This window comes from Marinobacter gudaonensis (assembly GCF_900115175.1).
In the GTDB taxonomy this organism is placed as follows: Bacteria; Pseudomonadota; Gammaproteobacteria; order Pseudomonadales; family Oleiphilaceae; genus Marinobacter; species Marinobacter gudaonensis.
Genome location: NZ_FOYV01000001.1, coordinates 1,816,912 through 1,837,061, shown reverse-complemented (window position 1 = coordinate 1,837,061; position 20,150 = coordinate 1,816,912). Strand labels below are relative to the sequence as shown.

The following is a 20,150-nucleotide window of genomic DNA, read 5'->3' as shown; positions in this document are numbered from 1 at the left end:
AGAACAAACTCCGAGGCCCGCGGCCAGTAGGTCAGTCATACCTCGAGGCCGACCGGAGGATAGCCCGAACAGGCTCCCACAAAGCCGGCGCCGAAATGAGAATGTCGCGCCCCCAGAGGTCAGCCGGATAGCCGTCCGGTACTTCGCTGAAGTGGCCGGCGGTGGCGCCCGCTTCCAGGGCGATCAGGCGGGCGGCGGCGAAGTCCCAGGGGCTGACGTTCTCGTAGTAGATGTCCAGCCGGCCGCAGGCCACCCAGCAGATGTCCAGGGCCGCCGAGCCGATGCGGCGGAGGTCGCGGCATTGGTGGATCATGGCGTCCAGACGGCTGATCAGCGGTTCCAGGGCGTCCTTGGTATAGGGGAAACCGGTGGCAAACAGGGCCTCCCTGGGTACAGTGGCCCCGCTGTGGCGGATGGGCCTGTCGTTGAGTGTCGCTCCCTCGGAGCGCGTCGCACGGAAGGTTTCGCGGGAGAAGGGGGCGTGCACTACTCCGACCTGGACCCTTCCCCGTTCGGCGTAGGCAATGGAGACCGCCACCTGAGGATGGCCGTAGGCGTAGTTCACGGTGCCGTCGATGGGATCGACAATCCACAACGGTGTGTCCAGTTCTTCGGCCTGGCTCAAGTCCGGCATGGTCTCCTCGGAGAGGATGCGGTGGCCGGGAAAGCGCTTGCGGATGGCGTTGGTGATGAACTCATCAGCCATCACATCGGCATGGGTCACCAGTTCGGTCTGGTGCTTGTAATCGGTGCGCAGGGTCTGGCTGTCCCGTTCGCGGCGAATCAGCTCGCCGGCTTCGCGGGCCAGGTTCTCGGCAAAATCGGTGATCTCGAACAGAGAGACTTTGTCAGACATAGCGCCCCCATTGGTGTCTCGGCAGAGAATGAGAGCGCCAGTCTAACACGCGGGGATCAGAGGCTGTTGAGCCACTGCTCCATCTTGTCCATGGCGGCTACCAGTCGCGGACAGGCCTGTTTGACAAAATCGTCGCCCAGCTCCCGGTCTGCGTAGTCGCCGCCGGCCAGGCGCAGGGACTCCGCGCCGTCAAAGTCGACGAACGCCAAACGGGCGCCCAGGTGATCCGGTACGAAGCCGAAATCGCTGGCCGGCAGAATGGCCACGCCAGTGTTCTCCAGCAGAGCCTGGCAGAAGGCCTGGCTGGTCTTGATGTCCTTTTTCGCCAGCTTTTCCCGGAATCCGGAGAAGTCCGGGAACAGGTAGAAGGCGCCTTCGGGTTTCTGGACCACGGCGCCCATGTCGCTCAGGCGGCGGTGCATGTACTCGCCCACCACCTTGAGCACCCGGCGGGACTGGTTCAGGTATTCCTCGATGTCGTCGCCGCCATTGAACGCGGCGATGGCCGCATGCTGGATGGGCGCACTGGTGGCGGTGTAGGTTTCGCTGGCAATGATGGCCATGGCATCCTGCAGCGGCCGCAGCTCGGGCGGGAAGATGAACGTGCCGAGGCGCCAGCCGCCGGCGCCGGCCCATTTGCTGAGGCCGGTACTGATGATGGTGCCTTCCGGATAGTACCGGGCAATGGATTTGTGCTTGCCTTCGAAATGCACCTCGCCGTAGATCTCGTCCGACAGCAAGATCAGTTTGTACTTGCGGGCCACGTTGGCGATGGCCAGCAACTGGTCGTCAGTGTAGGTACACCCGGTCGGGTTGGACGGGTAGTTGAGGATCAGGATCCGGGGCCGGGACGGGTCGTCGCGGCAGATGATGTCGAGCTCTTCGGCGGTCAACTGCCAGTTGTTCTCCGCGTGGGTCGGCAGCCAGTGCACCGAACGACCGATGATCCGAGCCTGGGGCGCGTAGGACACCCAGCTCGGGCGGGGAATCAGCAGGTCGCCGTAATAGGCCAGCTGCAGCATGAACAGCAGCTCCTTCGAACCCGGGCCAATCAGCACATCCTCCCAGGTGCAGCGCATGCGTTCGCTGCGATTGATGTAGCCGGCGATGGCTTCCCGCAGGCCTTTCAGGCCCTTCACCGGGAGGTAGTCTTTCTCGTGGGCATGCTCCTGGAGCGCCGCCACCACGCGATCGGGAACCGGGAACGGCGACTGGCCGAGCCCCAGTTTGATGATGTCTTTGCCTTCGGATCGAAGCTGGTTGCTCAGCTCGTTGATGCGAAGGGTAGCCGAGGGCTGGATGCCCCGTACATTCAGGTTGATCGCGTAACGGTGGTCGGTGTGGATATTCATGGTCCCTGTCTGTTGGTTGGAAGTGACCTTCCCAGTATAGAAAACCCCACGGACTCTGTGAGCGCGGCATTGGTAGGTGATTGCCGCAGTGTTGGTCAGCGTTCCTTGATCCAGACTTCCACCCGGCCATTACGGGGGCTGCCCTGACCGCCCACTGGCATGTACTGACCGTAGCCGGTGTAGGCAACGTCTGGCACTCCGGTCTCCTGCAGCGCCTTGCGCACGGACAGTGCCCGCAGCTCGGAAATCATCTGCGCCCGGAGCTCATGGCTCTGGGTGTCGGCAAAACCGATCAGAAGCAGGTCGTCGGCCGAACGGCCCTGGTCTGAAAGATACTGCTGAAGCCGGGTCAGATCCCGCCGGGCCTTGTTGTCGAGTTTGGTGCGCCCCTCGGAGAACCGGAAGTTCACCGTCAGGCGTCGATAGTTGGCGGTCAGGCGCTGGAAGCTTTCGGGCGTGCCGGCATCAAACCGAGGTTTCACCGCCACCGGATTCTGGGATACGAAGCCGGAATCCGCCACCAGAGCCTGGCCATCCGGTCCCAGGGCAAATTCGACCAGTTCCCTCGCCATGGCGGGCGTACCGGAGCCGCCGGTGTACATGAACAGGCGCCTGGAGAGTGGGTAGTCCTCGCTGGCCACCGTCAGCTGGTTCGGTTTCAGTGCCGGTGCATTACCGTCGGAGACCGCCAGCAGTTTGCTGTCACGAACGGAGGCCAGCCCCGAGAAGCCGATGCCGGAGGGATCGCGGCTGACATCGTCCGACAGCTGGTCGTTCGACTCGTACCGTAACGCGTCCGGTTGGAGCGAGTAGGTTTCGCCCAGAACCAGGCTTTTGAAGGTGTCCCAGGTACCGGACCGATCGTCCCGGGCGTACAGGCGGATGGGCCGGTCCGGGCCGCCCAGCTCCGACCAGTTGCGGATCTGGCCGGAGAAGATCTGCCCCAGGGTGTCGATGCTTACCGCGTTGAGCGGGTTGGAAGGGTGCACCAGAATGGCCAGGCCATCGATCGCGATGACGTGCTCGCTGTCCGGGCTTGTCAGGTCGGCGCGAGACCGGAACGCCTCGGCTTCCGAGGGTTTCACCGGGCGCGATGAGGCCCAGACATCCGCCTGCCCGGACGCCAGCGCCTTGAAGCCGGTGCTGGAGCCGTGGGCTGCGACCAGAACGCTCACCTTGCCGTTACCGGTTTGTACCAGGAGTTCCTTTTCGTTTTCCAGACCGTTGCCTCTGGCCACGACCGGCCCGTCACCGATGCGCTCAAGGTAGCCACTCACCAGCATCGGCGCGAGGGTTGCGCCAACGGTGTTGGAGCCGTGGATTTCCAGTTCGTAGGCCTGGGCGACCGGGGCCAGCAGGAAACCAGCCAGAAGGGCGGACAGGCCGACAGTTGTCGGTTTGGCTACTCGCATCGTATCGAAACCTTATGCAGGACAGTTGGTTAGGGAAGAGCTTGCTGGCTGACAAGAATGCTGCAGTTATATGACAGGCATGTTTCAGGAGTCCGGGTAAGCGCGCCAGAGGAGACAGCTTTGTGTAAAAAACTGTTAAGCAGGCCGCGGCGCGGGCCGGCGGGCTGCCTTATAGTGGAGGCTCCGCGGTAACAAAAACAAACACAGCGGGAAGAGGCAGAGTATGCAAGCCACACCATCACGGCCAATGCCATCCGCGCGCCCGGAGCCGCCGTTGCCGCTGGGCAAGGTGCTGCTGGTTGATGACCACGCCCTGTTTGCCCAGGGACTGGCCGGGCTACTGAAGCAGGAGAGTCTGGCTGCGGAAATTTTCACCGCGCCCACCGTTGAGGCGGCCACCCTGCTGTTGGCGCGCCATCCGGACTTTCAGTTGATCCTCCTGGATGTTGCCCTGGAAGGGGAAACGGGATTGGCGTTGTTGCCCAGACTGGCGGCCAGCCCCCAGGCGCCTCCGGTGGTCGTCATTTCAAGCAGTGACGACGCCGGCGCGGTTCAGGCTGCCCGGGCAGCCGGTGCCCATGGCTTTCTGGCCAAATCCGCCGGTCGCGCAGCGCTGGTGCGCATGGTACGGGCCGTTATACGGGGCGACGGCTATTTCCCCGGGGGCGTTGCCCCGCTAGGGTCGGATATGCCGCTCACGCCCCGACAGCTCGACGTGCTTTTGCTACTGGCTCAGGGCTTTCCCAACAAACGCATCTGCCAGAGCCTGAACCTCACCGAGCACACCGTGAAAACCCATCTGAAAGCGATCTTCACCCAACTGGGCGTGCATAACCGGACGGAATGCGTGAATCTGGCCCGGGAGCGGGGCTGGCTGTAACCGCGGGCAGACGGACCCAGAAGGTGGCGCCACCCTCCGGCCGTGACCTCGCGCCACAACTGCCGTGCATCAGGGCGATAAACTCCCGCACAATGGTCAGCCCAAGGCCCAGTCCCGGACAGTCACTGGACCCGTGCCCACGCACGTAGGGCAGGAACAGGTTGTCCTTGAGTTCGGCCGGCAGCCCCCGGCCATCATCTGAAACCTCCACAGTTACCTGGCCGGCGTCGATGGTGGCGTGCAGGCGGACCCGGCGACCGCCGCTGTGCTCCAGCGCATTGAAGACCAGATTCTGCAGCACCCGGAACAGCAGGCTGGGGTCGGCCACCACCTGGTGATGGCCTGACTCATGGTCGACCTCCAGAACCATGCCCTCTTGGCTCTGAGAGTCGGCGACCAGATCTTCCAGGTCCTGGTAGAGACCCGCCAGGCGAACCGGCTGCAGTTCCGCCGTGATCATGCCCTCGTTCAGCCGGGCGCTGTCGAAGACGGTGCCCAGCAGTCGCCGGAGGTGCCGGACCCGGTCCCGCAACTGTTCGGCAACGGAGTCCGGACCCGGGGCCAGCGTCTGCAGTGTGATATCAATGACATTGAGAGGTTGCCGGAGATCGTGGCTGGCGGCGGTGATCAGCTCGGTCTTGCGCTGGCTTTCCTGGCGGGCCGCGTGGTGCAGGTGTTTGAGCAGCTGACGATCCAGAAAGTGTGCCCGGTGCCGGTACTCGCTGGTCCAGGCCCCGATCATGCCGATCACGTTGGCAGTCGCCAGGAAAAACAGGTTGATGAGCAGGTCGCCGGCTGGCTCGGCGGTCCAGAGTTCCACCAGCAGGTAACTGGCCACCAGCACCCAGGACACCAGGGAGCCGCTGAGAAACGGCAGGCCCATGGCGAAATACCCGAACATCAGCATCAGGATCATGCCTTCGTACGGCAGCGGGAAAGCCATGGATCGGGCGACGCCGATGATGGCAACCACACACAGCCCGCCGACCAGATAGGCTGCCAGGTAGATTTGCTCAAACACCCGGTCGGACGGCGTGGGTCGATAGGCCAGCCACACTACTATTGCGATCACAGGGCAGGTAATGGCCAGGCGAATGGATACGGTTACTCTGGCCAGGTCCGGGGGCAGGGTGACCAGATCCATGCCGGCGTAAACCAGGAACAGCAAAAATCCGGCGATGGACACCGGCCGGGCCCGCTGCCGAATCAGGGCGGCCCGGGCCAGCCGGTAGGGGGCTTCGAGTGCCGGCCCAAAACGCAGGTAGCCGAACCCGGCCGCCTGCTGCTGTCTGATCTGCTCGGTATCCATGACCATTTCCGTGCCGTCGTTACCGGGATTGTATCCGGCCGGCCCGGAGAGTTTCGGGAGTCCCCGCACATTCCTCAGCTGTTGCCGAGCATCTTCAGACGCGCCCAGGTCCGGTCCTGTTCATCCGGAAAATACTGCTCCAGAAGGTTTTCCCGATAGCGATCACGGTCGGCCGCCGAGAGACCGGAAGCGTCTTCTTCGTTCATGGCCTGCCGGAAGTCCTCGAACCGGCCTTCGAAGCGTTCCCGGTTCTCCAGATAGTTCACCACGCTGGTGACTTCCTCGGCCGGCAGCCCCAGCTCGGCAAGGCGCTCGCCGGCATCGGAGGGTGAGCCAGCGGCGTCGATGGCCGCGACCCGGGCCTGCTGCTGACGGGTGCTGGCATGCAGGCGCTGTTCGGTGTTGCGGATTTGTTCCGGTAACTGGTTGCGATGCCACTCGATCAGCGCCTGTTTGCCCTGGCTGCTGAGGTCGTTCCGCTGCTGGATGGCCAGGCCGGCCAGGGTGTATTCACTGTAGGCTTCCTCCAGACCAAAGAAGGCCTGATGGGCTTCGGCATCGAAGGTGGTTTGTCGTAGCTGCTTGAGTCTGGCGAGCGCATCGCCCAGCGCCCGCAGCTGATAGGACGGATCTCCCCGCAGGGCGGGATCCAGTTCGGTCTGCATCACAGAGAGCGCTGACTGCTTGTAGGCCAGGTACTGGTCGAGCAGTTCCAGAGCCCGGCTGGCGGCGGCCTCAGGCAGATGGGTGCGAGCCATTGACTCAATCTGGCCAATAGCGGTCTCCGGAGACACTTCCCCGACCGTGCTGAGAAAGTAATCAAAGAAATCGCGAACCCTGAGGTCGATCACCAGTTGGCCGTTGGCATCGGCCCTGAGCACACCGTCGATCTGGGTGCCCGCCAGGGACGGAGCAAAAGGCTCGGGCCCGAGGGACTGCGGTGTCTGGTATTGCTCTTCCTGTGTGGGTTCCGGGGCTGGCGCGGGCTGCAGTTTGTCGTTGGTGCCGGCACTGGCATTCACCGGGGCAGATGATTGATCCGATGCCTGAATGCCAGTGGTTGGCTGGTGATTGTCCGGGGGAAGGGTCGGCTGCATATACCAGAGGGCACCGCCGACCAGTACGGTCGACAGTGCTCCGGCAATCAGCCATCGAGGGAAATCGATGGTTCTTGCTTTCATCGGAACCTCACAAGCCTCGGTTTTTCAGCCGGTTAGCCTGGGTGCGGTAGAGTGTGACGGGGTTGGTCCAGAGCGATCGGGCGCCCAGGAGGTGATTGATGGCATCCACGTGATTCATGTCGTAGTGGGTGCCGATCACATTGCCCATCATGGTGGAGCAGACGCCGACCAGGCCATCGTTGGGCTCGCTGCCGAAGGCCAGCGAAGTGATGCCCAGGAACGGATCGGTGATGTCGAAGACGTTGGTCCAGACGCCCCGGCCTGTCCACGAGAAGAACTTGACGCGGTTACCGTTGATCCACACGTCTTCACTGGTGCCGCCACAGTTGTAGCGGTTAACGCCTTTCCAGCCCAGGGCATTGTTCAGGCTGGTGGTGCCGGGTGTGGTGAGCGTTTCCAGAGCGGCCAGGCCATCCTGAGGGTTGCTGGCGCCGGACAGAGCGTTGATCAGCTCACCCAGGGCGTTGGCAATGGCATCGGCCCCGCCTTCAACGTAACTGCCCGGCGGAATGATGCCACGGATAACATCCGCTACTTTCGAGCCCTTGTTGACGCCGTCGATCGACGTAATCGAGGCGATCCGGTGTGGGATCAGGGCGGCGGCAACCCGCGAGGTAGGTGCCCCCTGGCTGTGGGCCATCAGGTTCACCTTGGAATGCCCCAGGGTGTTGATGTAGTTGGCCAGTTGCTGGCCGCGCTGTTCACTGCTGTTGACGAAGGAAACGCTGGCGGAATACACCCGCGCGCCGCTTCGTTCGAGGTTCCAGGGAATGGTGTGGAAATAGTTGATCAGGCCACCGATGGTGTTGAACCCGGTGACGCCATGAACCAGCACGATCGGATGTCGGGTCTGGGTGTAGCTGGCGTGACTGAAAAATGAGACTGACAGCAAGGCCAGCCCCAGCATGATTGCTGCGGTAAGTCGGGAACGCATGTTTGACTCCTGTTGTTTTTGTTGACGGCCACGTGAGGTGGCCGACGGTCGTCGATGCGTTGTCGATTATTCGTGCAGTTGCGGTGTTGAGAAATCGCCCAAATGGGGGAGGTCGGATATCAGAGGCGGTCAGGAAAACCGATGTGGTTCCAGTTCCATGTGCTGGATGCGCTGGCCCAGCATGATGATGCGGCCGGTGTAGCGTTCCTCACCGGTGGAGGTGAAATCGAACAGAAACCGCCGCCATACCCGCAACCGACCCTGTTCATCGCGCTTGAACCAGAGCCCGCGCAGAAAGACGGCGTCGTCGAGCAGCATGACATCCATGCTCTTGCAGTATCGATGTGCCGCCTGGAGCACGAAATCCTTGATGGCTTTGGCTCGCCACCAGTACCAGACTGCAAATCCGGCCACGAACAGCCAGAACAGGGTTCCAAGAGTCACAGCGTTGTTTTGCCTTTTGCCGCCGGGGTACAAAAAGCCCGGCACACAGAGTTGTGGCCGGGCCCTGAGCCATCAGTCTAGTGTGCCGGAGCAGCTTTGTCCTGATTCTCTCCGCCGTTGCCATACTCTTCAGCGGCAGTGCCGTGATGATCACGGCCGAGCAGAATGTAGAACGCTGGCAGCACGAAGATGGTGAACAGCGTGCCAATGCCCAGGCCGGCACTGATGGTCAGGCCGATGGCGAAACGGCTCTCGGCGCCCGGGCCGATGGCAATCAGCAGCGGCACCATCGCAAAGATAAGCGCCAGCGAGGTCATGATGATGGGCCGCAGCCGGATGGCGGCCGCTTCCACCACCGCGTCAAACTTGTTGAGCCCCCGCTCTTTCTGCAGCTGGTTGGCGAATTCCACGATCAGGATGCCGTTCTTCGACACCACCCCGATCAGGGTAATAAGGCCCACCTGGGTGTAGATGTTCATGGAGGCGAACCCGAGCACAATGAACGCCATGGCACCGGCCACCGACATGGGGACGGACACCAGGATGATGAACGGATCACGCCAGCTTTCGAACTGCGCCGCCAGCACCAGGTAGATCACCAGCAGTGACAGGAAGAAGGTCACCATCAGGGCGCTGCCCTGGGTGGCCAGCTGCCGGGTCTGGCCGGTGTAGTCGTAGCTGAAGCCCTGGGGCAACACGTCGGCCGCGGTCTGCTCCATGAAGTCCATGGCGGTCCCCGCCGCCACCCCGGGCATGACAACGCCCTGGAGCGTCAGCGAGTTCTGCTGGTTGAACTGGGTGCGGTTCGATGGCTCCACGTCCCGGGTGAAACTGACCACGCTGCCCAGGGGCACCAGTTCGCCGTTATCGGCCCGGATGTAGTAATCGTTCAGCGCCTGCGCGTCCAGCCGGAACTGCTGGTCCACCTGTGGAATCACCTGGTACGAGCGGCCTTCCATGCTGAAGCGGTTGATGTAGCCGCCGCCGAGCATGCTCGACAGACTCTGGCCGACGTCCTGCATTGAAAGACCCAGGTCCGCGACCCGGTCCCGGTCGACATTGATGCGGGTAATGGGCCGGTCGAAGTTGATAGACTTCTGCAGGAACATGAAGTTACCGCTGGCCATGGCCTTGCCGAGCATGTCATCGGCCACCTGGTTCAGCTGCTCGTAGCTGCTGCCCGTGGTGATCACGAACTGGAACGGCAGGCCGCCGCCGGAGCCCGGCAGGGACGGACGGGGGAATACGGCGGTCTGCAGGCCGGTCACCTTCTTGAGTTCTGCATCGAGCAGCGGCTGGGCCTCAAACTGGCTGATCTCACGCTGGCTCCAGGGCGCCATCTTGAAACCGCCAAACACCGCATTGGGGCCGGTAATGCCGATGATCTGGAAATCCTCGTTGTAGCCCGGGACGGTTTCCATGCGTTCCTGGATCTCGTTGCCGTGCTCCAGCAGATAGTCCAGCGTAGAGGTCTGTGGACCGAGGCCCTGATAGAACAGGATGCCCTGGTCTTCGGTCGGCGCCAGTTCGTTCTGGCTCATGGTCACCATGAAGTAGATGGAGCCCAGAACCACCACGGCAAAGAAGATGACCACCGACTTGGTTTGCATCAGTGAGCTGAGCGCCCGCTTGTAACTCGCTGCCAGGCCGTTGAAGGTTTTCTCCACCAGGCTCTCGAAGCGCCCCGGGTTGCCGTGGGGCTTGAGTACCTTGCCCGAGAGCATCGGTGAGAGGGTCAGGGCCACGATCCCGGAAATCACCACGGTGCCAGCAAGGGTGAAGGCAAATTCGGTGAACAGGGAGCCAACCAGCCCACCCATGAAACCGATGGGTGCGTAAACTGCCACGAGGGTAGTGGTCATGGCGATGATCGGCACCGCCATTTCCCGGGCGCCGTGAATGGCTGCCTCGAAGCGGGATTCGCCCTGTTCGATGTGGCGATGAACGTTTTCCACCATGATGATGGCGTCGTCCACCACCAGGCCAATGGCAAGCACCATGGACAGCAGGGTCAGCAGGTTCAGGGAAAACCCGAACATCAGCATGATAAAGGCGCCGCCCACCAGTGAAAGCGGAACCGCCACAGAAGGTACCACCGAGGCGCGGATGGAACCGAGGCACAGGAATACCACCACCAGAACGATCACCAGGGCCTCAAGCAGGGTCTTGATGACCTCGTTGATGGAGTCCTCGATGAAGTCGGACGCATCGTAGGCCAGGCGGACTTTCAGGCCGTCCGGCAGCTGGCTCTCAATATCGGGGAGTTGTTCCTTCACGAGGCCAGCCACGGTCAGCGGGTTGGCTCCCGGGGCAAGCTCGATGGCTACGTAGGTGGCAGGCTGGCCCTTGTATAGCGCCAACTGGTTGTAGGTTTCGGAGCCGAGCTCCACGCGGGCAATGTCCTGCAGGCGAATCTGGGTACCGTTGGCCTGTTTCACCACCAGGTTCCGGAACGCGTCGGGGTCGGCCACGTCGGTGTCGCTGGTCATGCTGATTTCGGTGTAGGTGCCTTTGGTGTTACCCACGGCCGCCTGATAGTTGTTGGCACGAAGCCGTGCCACCACTTCCTGCGGGGTCATGTCCACCGCCGCGAGGCGTTCCGGGTCCAGCCATACCCGAAGGGCAAACTTCCGGCCCAGCAGTTCCGCCTTGCCAACGCCGGACAGCGCCTGCAGACGGGGCTGCACCACTCGGGTCAGGTAATCGGTAATCTGGGGAACGGCCAGCTCTTCACTGTAGAACGCGATGTACATCAGCGCCGTAGAGTCACCGGTGGTGGAGGTGATGACCGGATCCTGGGCCTCGGCCGGCAGCACGTTGCGCTGGCTGGCCACCTTGGCCTGAATCTCTGCCAGCGCCGCATTGGCGTCGTAGTTCAGGATCATCTTCGCTTCGATGGTCGAAGTGCCCTGGGAACTGGTGGACGTGAGGTAATCAATGCCGCTGGCCTCGGCGATGGCCTGTTGCAGCGGCGTGGTGATGAACCCCTTGATCAGGTCCGAGCTGGCACCGGGGTAGGCAGTAGTGACCGTCACCGTGGTGCTTTCAAGCTCCGGGTACTGCCGTATCTCCATTTCCATGGCGGCTCTGGCGCCAAGGAGCAGGATCAGCAGGCTGACCACCGTGGCCAGTACCGGCCGGTGGATGAAGATATCGGTGAAGCGCATTACTCAGACGCCTCCTGCTTGCTGTCCTGCGACTCGCTGCTCTCCTGGATGGTTACCTTCTGGCCGGCCCGCAGACGCAGGAGGCCCTTGGAAACCACGGTTTCGCCGGCTTCCAGCCCGGACAGGATGGCCACGCGGGTGTTGCGGGTCTCGCCGGTAGTAACCGTGCGCCGCTCAACCACCAGCTCGCCGTTGTCGTTTTCCGCGACCACAAACACGAAATCGCCGTAGGTGTTGTAGGAGATGGCGGTGCGCGGCACGGTCACCACCTCATTATCTTTCGGCTGCTGGGTCAGCACCGTGGCAAACATACCCGGGCGCAGCAGATTGGCCGGGTTCTTGAGGGTTGCCCGGATGCGAACGGTACGGGTTTCCGGATTGACCGAGGTATTGATGGCGCTGACGGTGCCCTTGAACTGCTGCTCAGGCACGGCCGCGACCGTTGCGATCACCGGATACTCGGTGTCGATGTCCGGCAGATTCTTTTCCGACAGGGTGTAATCCACGTAGATCGGATCAAGCATGTTGATCTCGACAATGGGGGTGCCGGTGGCAATGTATTCGCCCTGATCCACCATTCGGATACCGAGGGTGCCGTCGAAGGGCGCCCGGATGATCTTCTTGCTGAGCTGGGCTTCGGCCTCGTTGACCCGCGCGCGGGCAGCGTCGAAGTTGGCTTTGGCTTCATCGTACTGGGACTGAGACACGGCGCGCTTGGGCAGCAGGTCAGAGACCCGCTTGAATTCTTGCTCTGCCAGTTGCGCCTCGGCCCGCCGGGTGCGCAGGGCGGCTTCGTCGATGGCCGAATCGATCCGGATCAGTACGTCACCCTGCTTGACCACGTCACCGGACTCGAAATTGATGGCTTCAATCACGCCGGGTACTTCGTTGGCCACCTCGATGCCGTTGATCGCTTCCACACTGCCCACGGCCTTGATGGCAGGTGTCCAGCTCTCGGTGCGAGCTTCGGTGGCAGAGATCTGGGCGGGCGGCTGCGGCTGGGACATCTGTTCCTGCATCTGGCCGAACTGGTAGAACTTGTAGCCGAAGATGCCCCCAAGCACCGCGCCAAGAAAGATAATGACAATCACAAAGCGGGAAGCAGTACGCATAGGTCGGGTCCTGAAAATCTCTGTCCAGTCTGGGCGCTGCAACAGTGTCGGGATTCAGGGGAGGCGGGTGATCTGCGTTCCCTTGCCGATCCATTACACGACAGACTGATTGAATACGGGAATCATTCACGTGTGACGAAACATAGCATCCTACAAAAATACGATTGCTATTGTCACCGGGTTGTAGGTATTTCTATCTAGTGTCCCGTCTGGCCTTCCGATCTTGCCGTATTGCAAGGGGCTTTGGCCAGTACCGTTTTTCCACCGGGGTGCTGGTAATCTAACGGTTGTCGGTGACAGAATTACGACGGCATACAGAGTAGGGATCAACCATGCAGTGGATTCTGGGAATCGCATTGGCCGCGGCGGTGTTTGTGATTCTTAAGCAGTGGGGCGCCTTGACGGCAGAAAAGAAGAAGGCGGCTATCTGGAAGATTGTCCTGGTGGTGGGCGGTGCACTGCTGGTCTTCATGGTGCTCACCGGGCGGGTTCACGTGCTGACAGCGGCCGTGGCGGCGGTCATTCCGCTGTTGCGAAAGTTGCCGGCTCTGTTGAAGTACGCGCCTGCCATCAGCCGCCTTTTTGGCGCCGGTGGCAGCGAGGGCGCCCGCGCAGACAATCCCTTCGGCCGAAGGCAAGACTCCGGGGTTCCGGCGACCGACCGTATGTCGGTGCGAGAGGCCTGCGACATCCTGGGCGTAGACGAGGATTGTCCGGAGCAGGATATTGTCATGGCGCACCGGCGGTTAATGCAGAAACTCCACCCCGATCGCGGCGGCAACGATTATCTGGCTGCCAAACTCAACGAGGCCAAGCAGGTACTGTTGGCCCGTCGTGAAACCTGAGCTCAGGGCAGGAGCTCCACCCTTACTTCAAAGCTGCGGTTGTCCGAGCGGCTACTGTTCACCTGGTAGGTGATGCCGCTTCGTTCCTGAGATTTTCGAGTGCTGGTGCTGCCGAGACTGACCCATTGGCCGGGTTCCACCCGGCGAACCGTCACCAGTGCCTCGGTTTCATAGCCCTCGATTGACGCTGGATCCTCTTCGAATGACACGATGCTCAGTTCCACCGCCTGGTCGGAAATGACCTGGGGGCTGACCAGAAAGCCGCTGCGCGTTTCAACCTGTTGCAGGATGGCTGCGGGGTTTCTTCCGCCCTGAATGGCCACCGGCAGGGTGCGGATCTGGCCAGAGGTGATGTGGGCAGACTGACCGTCCTGCATCACCAGGCTCCGCTCCTGGCTCTGTCCGGTGGTGGTTACCCGGCGTTCAGCGCCTATGCCAACCTGGTCGTTGGTCACTGATACGCCCGCGCCCGAGCGCTTGCCGCCGCTGTCCGTGCGGGAGCGAACAGTGATCCGCAGCTGCACCGGCGCCACGTCCAGAGTCTCCACCAGAGTGCCAATCTCGTCGAGCAGGTCCGGCTGACCGCGCACGATCAACTGCTGACCTCGGGCAATAACGGTGACGGGCGATCCCTGGTAGAGGTCCTGTACCTGGCTGGCGACCTCCTCGCCAGCCCGGTTGTTCAATTCGTAGGTTCGGGTTTCCGCCTGGGCCATGGCCGGCCCGGTGGCCAGGACGAGCGCCCAAACCAGAACCAGCAGAGAGATAAAACGTTGCGGTGAAACCATCTGTGTCTGCTCCCGTTCTCGAGGGAAGAGTTTAAAAATCTCCGGCGCACGGGTTGCCAAGGGGAAAACCGGGGGTATATATTGAAAAGCATGAAGACCACACACGCGACCTGTCAATTGAATGTTTCGCAAGCTTTCGGCGCCAAGCCGGTGGCTGCGGTCGCTGCTGTGTTTTTCTGGTGGTTTGGTTATGGCTTTTATTTTAGCCAGAGCCAGGGCCGCCCATAGGATCTTCATCGAACGAACAACGAGGAAGGCAGCCCGGCAGAAAACCCAGGCTGCCACCGGACTCAGAAAGCCCCGACTGGTAGCCCAGCCGGGGCTTTTTTGATTCTGACCCAAGGAAACGGAAACACTGACATGAACATGCCGTTGAACACCGAACTGACCCAGCAGGACAGCCAAGGCACGCCAGCCCACCGGGTTGAGACCAGGCTGCCCACTCCCGCCGAACTCCGGCGGCAGATGCCGACGACCGATGCGCTGGCCGCCCAGGTGGCCCAACACCGGCAGGCGATCCGGGCTATCCTGCGGGGGGACGATCCGAGACTCCTGATTGTGATGGGCCCCTGCTCCATTCACGACGAAGTGGCGGCGCTGGAATACGCCGAGAAACTCAAAGTCCTGGCGGATACGGTGAGCGACCGGTTCCTGGTTGTCATGCGGGCCTACCTGGAGAAGCCGCGCACCACCGTGGGTTGGAAAGGTCTGCTTTACGATCCGGAGCGTTCCGGCGAGGGCAATCTGGGGGAGGGGCTTCTGCGGTCACGACGCCTGCTGCTCAATCTCGCGGGCATGGGATTGCCACTGGCCACCGAGGCGCTCAGTCCATTCGCCATGGATTACCTCGGTGATCTGATCAGCTGGACCGCCATTGGCGCCAGGACCACCGAATCCCAGGTGCACCGGGAAATGGTCAGCGGCCTGCCCATGCCGACCGGCTTCAAGAACGGTACCGACGGTGGCATTGCCGTGGCCACCAACGCCATGAAGTCGGCAGCGCATCCACATCACCATATGGGCGTCTCAGCCACCGGAGCACCGGTGATGATCACCACCCGCGGCAACCCCGACACCCATCTGGTGCTCAGGGGCGGGCGTGGCATTACCAACTACGACGCCGGGAGCATTGAGCAGGCGGTGGCTTCGCTTCGCAATGCCAGCCTGTCTACCGCAGTGATGGTGGATTGCAGCCACGACAACGCCTGCAAGCAGGCGGAACGGCAGCTCGACATCGCCCGGGACGTGATGGCCCAGCGCCTTGCCGGCAACCATCACATCCGGGGGCTGATGCTCGAAAGTTTCCTGGAGCCGGGGCGCCAGGACGACGGCGAAGAGCTGCGTTACGGCTGCTCGATCACCGACCCGTGCCTGGGGTGGGCCCAGACGGAGGCTCTGATCCGCTCACTGTAGAAAACAGGAGCTGGCCGGCAAGCAACAACAGCACGCCGCCCATCAATCGGTCGAGCCAGTGGCCGAACCGGTTAAAGCCCCGTCGGACCTGCGGCAGTGTGAAGAATACTGCCACCATGGCAAACCACAGTCCGGTCGCCAGCGCCATGTACAGGCCATAGCCCGCCTGCAGCGCAACCGGCGTGCCCGGGCTGATGACCACCGAGAACAGCGACACGAAGAACAGGGTCGCCTTGGGGTTCAGAGTGTTGGTCAGAAACCCCAGGCGCAGCGCCGCTGCGCCGGATTGCCGGGTACCCGAGTGCTGGCCAACGTGGATGCCCCCGGCCCGGGCTCTCAGGCACTGGACCGCTATCCAGGCCAGGTACAGGGCGCCCAGCACTTTCAGAATACTGAACAACAGGATCGACTGCTGGATCAGCAGACCAATGCCCAGCAGCGAGTAGGTTACGTGCACCAGAATACCGGCGCCGATACCCACGGCACAGAGCAGGGCATTTCGACGGCTCTGGAACAGGGCCTGGCGCAGCATAACCGCAAAATCCGGCCCGGGGCTTGCCACTGCCAGCAGGTGCACCAGGGCAACCGTCAGAAATTCCGGCCAGTAAGTCTGCATGGTCTGTGTCTGCCCTCCCGCGCGTATCTGACTGGGTACCAATGATCGAAGCCTGACAGCATAGTGTGAAGCCGCGAGTTTTTCACGCGACGCCTGTTCCTTGCCAGTGCTTCTATACTGAGGACACATCCGATCAAACCTTTCCCCCGTTCCCGGCTGTCGGGAGCGTCTGGCAGGAGGCAGTCCATGGATAAACGACAGGTTGATGTTGCCATCATTGGCGCCGGCACCGCCGGCATGGTGGCTTACCAGAGGGTCCGGAAAGTCACCGACAAGGTAGTCCTGATCGAATCGGACCAGTACGGCACCACCTGTGCCCGCGTCGGCTGCATGCCCAGCAAGTTGCTGATCGCGGCGGCGGAGAATGCCCACCAGGCCCGGATGGGCGAGTTGTTTGGCGTGTTTGCCCGGGAGGTTGCCATTGATGGCAAGCGGGTGATGGAGCGGGTTCGTTCCGAGCGCGACCGTTTCGTCGACGGCGTCATCCGGTCGGTTGAGAAATTTCCCCGGCAGCACCGTCTGATGGGGCATGCCCGGTTTGTCGGTCCTGACCTGCTGAAAGTGGGAGAAGACACCCAGGTGCAGGCCGACAGGATCATCATTGCCACCGGCTCCCGTCCCAATGTTCCCGGCTTCCTGAAAGAGGCCAAGGATCGACTGGTGGTGAATGATGATATTTTCGAATGGCAGGATCTTCCCGGCTCGGTGGCGGTGTTCGGCCCTGGCGTTATTGGCCTTGAGCTCGGTCAGGCCCTCAGTCGGCTGGGTGTGCGCGTGCGCATGTTTGGCGTTGGCGGAAGTGTCGGCCCGATTCAGGACGACAGCCTCCGGGAATACGCGCTCAATACGTTCAATGAAGAATTCCCCCTGGACCCGGATGCCGACGTCCGGTCGGTCGAGCGGGTAGAAGGCGGCGTCGCCGTCACGTTTATCGACAAAGACGCAGGCGAGACCCGGGAGGTGTTCGACTATGTGCTGGCGGCCACCGGGCGGCGGCCCAATGTCGACGGCCTGGATATCCAGAACGCCGAACTCGAGCTGGATGACCGCGGCACGCCGGTCTACGATCCCCACACCCTGCGCTGTGGTCAGAGCGCGGTCTTCATCGCCGGTGACGCCAATAACCGCTTGCCACTGTTGCACGAGGCCGCCGACGAGGGACGAATTGCCGGCGACAACGCCGCCGCCTATCCGGAGGTGCGCGCAGGGCTGCGCCGGACGCCCCTGGCGGTTGTCTTTACCGACCCGCAGATCGCGACGGTGGGGCTAACTATCCATCAGGTGAACGAACGCTGCCAGGGCTGCTTTGCGGTCGGTGAGGTGTCTTTTGAAGACCAGGGGCGAAGCCGGGTAATCGGCAAGAACCGGGGCTTGCTGAGGGTTTACGGAGAGCACGGCAGCGGCCTGTTCATGGGCGCTGAAATGTTCGGGCCGGCGGCCGAGCACATTGGCCACCTGCTGGCCTGGTCGGCGCAGCGCCGGCTGACAGTGAGCGAGATGCTGGAGATGCCGTTCTACCATCCGGTCATCGAGGAGGGGCTGCGCTCTGCCCTCAAGGACCTGAACCGCAATCTCAGCATTGGCCCGGCCCCGGAAGAGGGCTGTACCGACTGCGGTCCAGGGGTCTGATCAACAGGCCCTTGCCTGGGCCTCGCTGCTACCCGAGTTGCCGGCATTCTTCAGGCGCCGGGCCCAGAGTTTTTCATGGAAGAAGTAAGCCACCGTGTTGATGGCGGGCTCCACCATGGCGATCAGGCTGCCAATGAGGATATCTCCGGTGAGCAGATACGCCACTGTGAACGCCACCGTGAAGTGGGTCAGGGCAAAGGTCACTGTTTTTGTCAGCGACTGATCCCCTTGCGTGCCGTGGTTGTGAATAAATAGCTTCAGTGCACTCATGACCTGCTCCGGTATGGAAACGCGACTTCTCCATTCAACACCGGCTGATAATCGCTGTTAAATGAATTGAATTGACGTTTTTGATAGTTCCGATCTATGCCTGCTTGTGGACACCAGCCAGAAGCCCGATTCAGCTCTCTTTGATACCGCTTCGAATGTCTTTGTATTGACGCATGGCTGTCATCTTGCCCCGATAACGTGTGTCGCAAACCGACACACTGTGAACAATCGAGGCAACAATGGAACTGCGCAAATCTCTCTTTGGTACGGTCTTTCTGGTATCTGCTCTGGGGCTGGCGGGCTGCGAGGGCGACGACGGTGCCGCGGGCACAGACGGAACCAGCAAAACACTCATAGAACTATCTGCAGTGGGTACTTACCAGGCTCCGGGCGACGTATTCGATGTCGGTGCCGCGGAAATTGTTGCCCATGATCCAGTCAATCAGCGCCTGTTCGTGGTGAATGCGGGCGCATCCACCGTAGATGTTCTGGACATTCAGGACCCCACCCGCCCGACTCTGTTGCGGACTATTGATGCGACGGCAGAGGGGGCCTCGGCCAACAGCGTTGCTGTATACGGTGACCTGGTTGCAGTGGCTATTGAAGCCGACCTCAAGCAGGACAACGGCAAGGTGGTCTTCTATAACAGTACCGATCTGGGAAAAGTGGGTGACGTGCAGGTCGGCGCTCTCCCGGACATGGTTACCTTTACCCGGGATGGTATGAAGGTGCTTGTGGCCAACGAGGGCGAGCCAAGCGACGATTACACCAACGACCCGGTGGGATCCGTCAGTATCATTGACCTTGCAGCGGGCGTTGCCGGGGCCACCGTATCGACCGCCGGGTTCGAGACATTCAACGGGCAGGAGGCGGACCTGAGGGCCAGTGGTGTCCGGATATTCGGTCCGGGCGCCACGGTAGCCCAGGATCTGGAGCCGGAATACATTGCGGTTTCCCTGGACAACAAAACCGCCTGGGTGGCCCTGCAAGAGGCCAATGCCGTTGCCGAGCTGGATATTGAGGCAGGCGTCATCACCGCGATTCTGCCACTAGGCTTCAAGAACCACAGTCTTATAGGCAATGAGCTGGATGCCAGCAACCGGGACAGCGGCATCAATATCCGCAGTTGGCCAGTGAAAGGCATGTACATGCCCGATGCCATCGCCAGCTTTGGGTATAACGGCAACACTTATTACATTACCGCCAACGAAGGTGATTCCCGGGATTACGGCGGCTTTTCCGAGGAATACCGACTAGCGGATCTGACGCTGGATACCACCGCTTTCCCGGACGCCGCCGAGCTGCAACAGGATGAGAACCTGGGTCGGATCAACGTGACTTCAACCCTGGGTGTGAGCAACGGTTGTGATCCGAGCGACCCTGCCACCAATCCCGTAACCGATTGCGAATACAATGAGGTCTACGTCTACGGGGCCCGCTCCTTCTCTATCTGGGCCGCGGATGGCAAGCAGGTATTCGACAGTGGCAGCGAATTTGAGCGAATCACCGCCCGACTGCTTCCCGAGAACTTCAACGCCACGAACGATGAGAATAACTTCGATAATCGTTCCGATGACAAGGGGCCAGAGCCCGAGGCAGTGACCGTTGGCACAATCAACCGCCAGACCTTTGCCTTTATCGGGCTGGAGCGGATTGGCGGTATCATGGTCTACGACGTGACCAATCCCCAAAATCCGCAATTTGTTCAGTACCTGAACAACCGCGACTTCTCGGTTTCTGAGGCGGATCTCCAGGCGGGTCTGGCGGGCGATCTCGGGCCCGAGGGCATTGCATTTATCGCTGCGGAAGACAGTCCCAATGGCCGGCCGATGCTGGCGGTGGGCAATGAAATCAGCGGCACTACGACCCTTTATGAAATTGATGTGATTGAACTGGCCGCCGACTGACGGACGTGAGTAGTTAGGCTGGGAGCGGGCGGGGC

At 61.6% G+C, this 20,150-nt stretch carries 17 protein-coding genes; 5 read left to right on the top strand and 12 right to left on the bottom strand.

Annotated features, from left to right (window positions below; genetic code table 11):
- Positions 1 to 31 precede the first annotated feature (31 nt).
- From BM344_RS08420 to BM344_RS08410, 3 genes are all read right to left on the bottom strand, one after another.
- The gene (locus BM344_RS08420; protein WP_091988225.1) at positions 32 to 856 is read right to left on the bottom strand and encodes an inositol monophosphatase family protein; all 825 of its coding nucleotides are present in this window, start codon (positions 854 to 856) and stop codon (positions 32 to 34) included.
- A 56-nt stretch (positions 857 to 912) separates the two neighbouring features.
- Complete coding sequence (locus BM344_RS08415) at positions 913 to 2,208, bottom strand: pyridoxal phosphate-dependent aminotransferase (RefSeq protein WP_091988223.1); 1,296 nt, start codon at positions 2,206 to 2,208, stop codon at positions 913 to 915.
- Positions 2,209 to 2,303: 95 nt separating this feature from the next.
- Complete coding sequence (locus BM344_RS08410; protein WP_228143578.1) at positions 2,304 to 3,620, bottom strand: substrate-binding domain-containing protein; 1,317 nt, start codon at positions 3,618 to 3,620, stop codon at positions 2,304 to 2,306.
- 223 nt (positions 3,621 to 3,843) lie between these two features.
- Between BM344_RS08410 and BM344_RS08405 the strand changes: the two genes are divergently transcribed.
- A complete protein-coding gene (locus tag BM344_RS08405; RefSeq protein WP_091988220.1) occupies positions 3,844 to 4,500 on the top strand; it encodes a response regulator transcription factor in 657 nt (218 codons plus the stop codon).
- On the opposite strand, the gene BM344_RS08400 is transcribed toward BM344_RS08405, so the two are convergent.
- From BM344_RS08400 to BM344_RS08375, 6 genes are all read right to left on the bottom strand, one after another.
- On the bottom strand, positions 4,433 to 5,809 hold the full coding sequence (locus tag BM344_RS08400; protein ID WP_091988217.1) for a sensor histidine kinase: 1,377 nt from the start codon (positions 5,807 to 5,809) through the stop codon (positions 4,433 to 4,435). The genes BM344_RS08405 and BM344_RS08400 overlap by 68 nt on opposite strands.
- A 74-nt stretch (positions 5,810 to 5,883) precedes the next feature.
- Positions 5,884 to 6,990 carry a lipase secretion chaperone gene (locus tag BM344_RS08395; protein ID WP_091988215.1) on the bottom strand — a complete coding sequence of 369 codons (1,107 nt, stop codon included), beginning with the start codon at positions 6,988 to 6,990 and terminating at the stop codon, positions 5,884 to 5,886.
- Positions 6,991 to 6,997: 7 nt separating this feature from the next.
- On the bottom strand, positions 6,998 to 7,924 hold the full coding sequence (locus BM344_RS08390; protein WP_091988213.1) for an esterase/lipase family protein: 927 nt from the start codon (positions 7,922 to 7,924) through the stop codon (positions 6,998 to 7,000).
- A 129-nt stretch (positions 7,925 to 8,053) separates the two neighbouring features.
- Positions 8,054 to 8,368 carry a DUF3301 domain-containing protein gene (locus tag BM344_RS08385; protein ID WP_091988210.1) on the bottom strand — a complete coding sequence of 105 codons (315 nt, stop codon included), beginning with the start codon at positions 8,366 to 8,368 and terminating at the stop codon, positions 8,054 to 8,056.
- Between the two features lie 77 nt (positions 8,369 to 8,445).
- Positions 8,446 to 11,535, bottom strand: a complete 3,090-nt coding sequence (locus BM344_RS08380) for an efflux RND transporter permease subunit (RefSeq protein WP_091988208.1) — start codon at positions 11,533 to 11,535, stop codon at positions 8,446 to 8,448.
- Positions 11,535 to 12,647 (bottom strand): efflux RND transporter periplasmic adaptor subunit, encoded by a 1,113-nt coding sequence (locus BM344_RS08375; RefSeq protein ID WP_091988204.1) that lies wholly within the window; start codon positions 12,645 to 12,647, stop codon positions 11,535 to 11,537. The genes BM344_RS08380 and BM344_RS08375 overlap by 1 nt, the downstream gene beginning before the upstream one ends.
- 332 nt (positions 12,648 to 12,979) lie before the next feature.
- Here BM344_RS08375 and BM344_RS08370 point away from each other — a divergent pair, with 332 nt between their 5' ends.
- On the top strand, positions 12,980 to 13,492 hold the full coding sequence (locus tag BM344_RS08370; RefSeq protein ID WP_091988201.1) for a DnaJ domain-containing protein: 513 nt from the start codon (positions 12,980 to 12,982) through the stop codon (positions 13,490 to 13,492).
- Positions 13,493 to 13,494: 2 nt separating this feature from the next.
- On the opposite strand, the gene BM344_RS08365 is transcribed toward BM344_RS08370, so the two are convergent.
- Positions 13,495 to 14,280: a secretin N-terminal domain-containing protein gene (locus tag BM344_RS08365; RefSeq protein ID WP_091988197.1), complete on the bottom strand. Its 786-nt coding sequence runs from the start codon at positions 14,278 to 14,280 to the stop codon at positions 13,495 to 13,497.
- A gap of 360 nt (positions 14,281 to 14,640) precedes the next feature.
- Here BM344_RS08365 and BM344_RS08360 point away from each other — a divergent pair, with 360 nt between their 5' ends.
- Entirely contained in the window at positions 14,641 to 15,693 is a 1,053-nt protein-coding gene (locus BM344_RS08360) for a 3-deoxy-7-phosphoheptulonate synthase (protein WP_091988194.1), read from the top strand.
- Here the strand turns inward: BM344_RS08360 and BM344_RS08355 are convergent.
- Positions 15,638 to 16,309, bottom strand: coding sequence for a LysE family translocator (locus BM344_RS08355; RefSeq protein WP_091988191.1), 672 nt, complete (start codon positions 16,307 to 16,309; stop codon positions 15,638 to 15,640). The genes BM344_RS08360 and BM344_RS08355 overlap by 56 nt on opposite strands.
- A gap of 186 nt (positions 16,310 to 16,495) precedes the next feature.
- Here BM344_RS08355 and BM344_RS08350 point away from each other — a divergent pair, with 186 nt between their 5' ends.
- Positions 16,496 to 17,938 (top strand): dihydrolipoyl dehydrogenase, encoded by a 1,443-nt coding sequence (locus tag BM344_RS08350; protein ID WP_091988188.1) that lies wholly within the window; start codon positions 16,496 to 16,498, stop codon positions 17,936 to 17,938.
- Here BM344_RS08350 and BM344_RS08345 read toward each other — a convergent pair whose 3' ends face one another.
- Positions 17,939 to 18,208: a DUF2061 domain-containing protein gene (locus BM344_RS08345; protein WP_208603387.1), complete on the bottom strand. Its 270-nt coding sequence runs from the start codon at positions 18,206 to 18,208 to the stop codon at positions 17,939 to 17,941. It lies immediately after the preceding gene.
- 239 nt (positions 18,209 to 18,447) lie between these two features.
- Here BM344_RS08345 and BM344_RS08340 point away from each other — a divergent pair, with 239 nt between their 5' ends.
- Complete coding sequence (locus tag BM344_RS08340; RefSeq protein WP_091988185.1) at positions 18,448 to 20,115, top strand: choice-of-anchor I family protein; 1,668 nt, start codon at positions 18,448 to 18,450, stop codon at positions 20,113 to 20,115.
- The last annotated feature ends 35 nt before the right edge of the window (positions 20,116 to 20,150 follow it).

Coding starts and splice junctions, on each gene's coding strand:
- BM344_RS08355 (WP_091988191.1), bottom strand. CDS start 16,309: ATGCAGACTTACTGGCCGGAATTTCTGACGGTTGCCCTGGTGCACCTG.
- BM344_RS08410 (WP_228143578.1), bottom strand. CDS start 3,620: ATGCGAGTAGCCAAACCGACAACTGTCGGCCTGTCCGCCCTTCTGGCT.
- BM344_RS08390 (WP_091988213.1), bottom strand. CDS start 7,924: ATGCGTTCCCGACTTACCGCAGCAATCATGCTGGGGCTGGCCTTGCTG.
- BM344_RS08340 (WP_091988185.1), top strand. CDS start 18,448: ATGGAACTGCGCAAATCTCTCTTTGGTACGGTCTTTCTGGTATCTGCT.
- BM344_RS08395 (WP_091988215.1), bottom strand. CDS start 6,990: ATGAAAGCAAGAACCATCGATTTCCCTCGATGGCTGATTGCCGGAGCA.
- BM344_RS08380 (WP_091988208.1), bottom strand. CDS start 11,535: ATGCGCTTCACCGATATCTTCATCCACCGGCCGGTACTGGCCACGGTG.
- BM344_RS08350 (WP_091988188.1), top strand. CDS start 16,496: ATGGATAAACGACAGGTTGATGTTGCCATCATTGGCGCCGGCACCGCC.
- BM344_RS08360 (WP_091988194.1), top strand. CDS start 14,641: ATGAACATGCCGTTGAACACCGAACTGACCCAGCAGGACAGCCAAGGC.
- BM344_RS08365 (WP_091988197.1), bottom strand. CDS start 14,280: ATGGTTTCACCGCAACGTTTTATCTCTCTGCTGGTTCTGGTTTGGGCG.
- BM344_RS08415 (WP_091988223.1), bottom strand. CDS start 2,208: ATGAATATCCACACCGACCACCGTTACGCGATCAACCTGAATGTACGG.
- BM344_RS08375 (WP_091988204.1), bottom strand. CDS start 12,647: ATGCGTACTGCTTCCCGCTTTGTGATTGTCATTATCTTTCTTGGCGCG.
- BM344_RS08370 (WP_091988201.1), top strand. CDS start 12,980: ATGCAGTGGATTCTGGGAATCGCATTGGCCGCGGCGGTGTTTGTGATT.
- BM344_RS08345 (WP_208603387.1), bottom strand. CDS start 18,208: ATGAGTGCACTGAAGCTATTTATTCACAACCACGGCACGCAAGGGGAT.
- BM344_RS08420 (WP_091988225.1), bottom strand. CDS start 856: ATGTCTGACAAAGTCTCTCTGTTCGAGATCACCGATTTTGCCGAGAAC.
- BM344_RS08405 (WP_091988220.1), top strand. CDS start 3,844: ATGCAAGCCACACCATCACGGCCAATGCCATCCGCGCGCCCGGAGCCG.
- BM344_RS08400 (WP_091988217.1), bottom strand. CDS start 5,809: ATGGATACCGAGCAGATCAGACAGCAGCAGGCGGCCGGGTTCGGCTAC.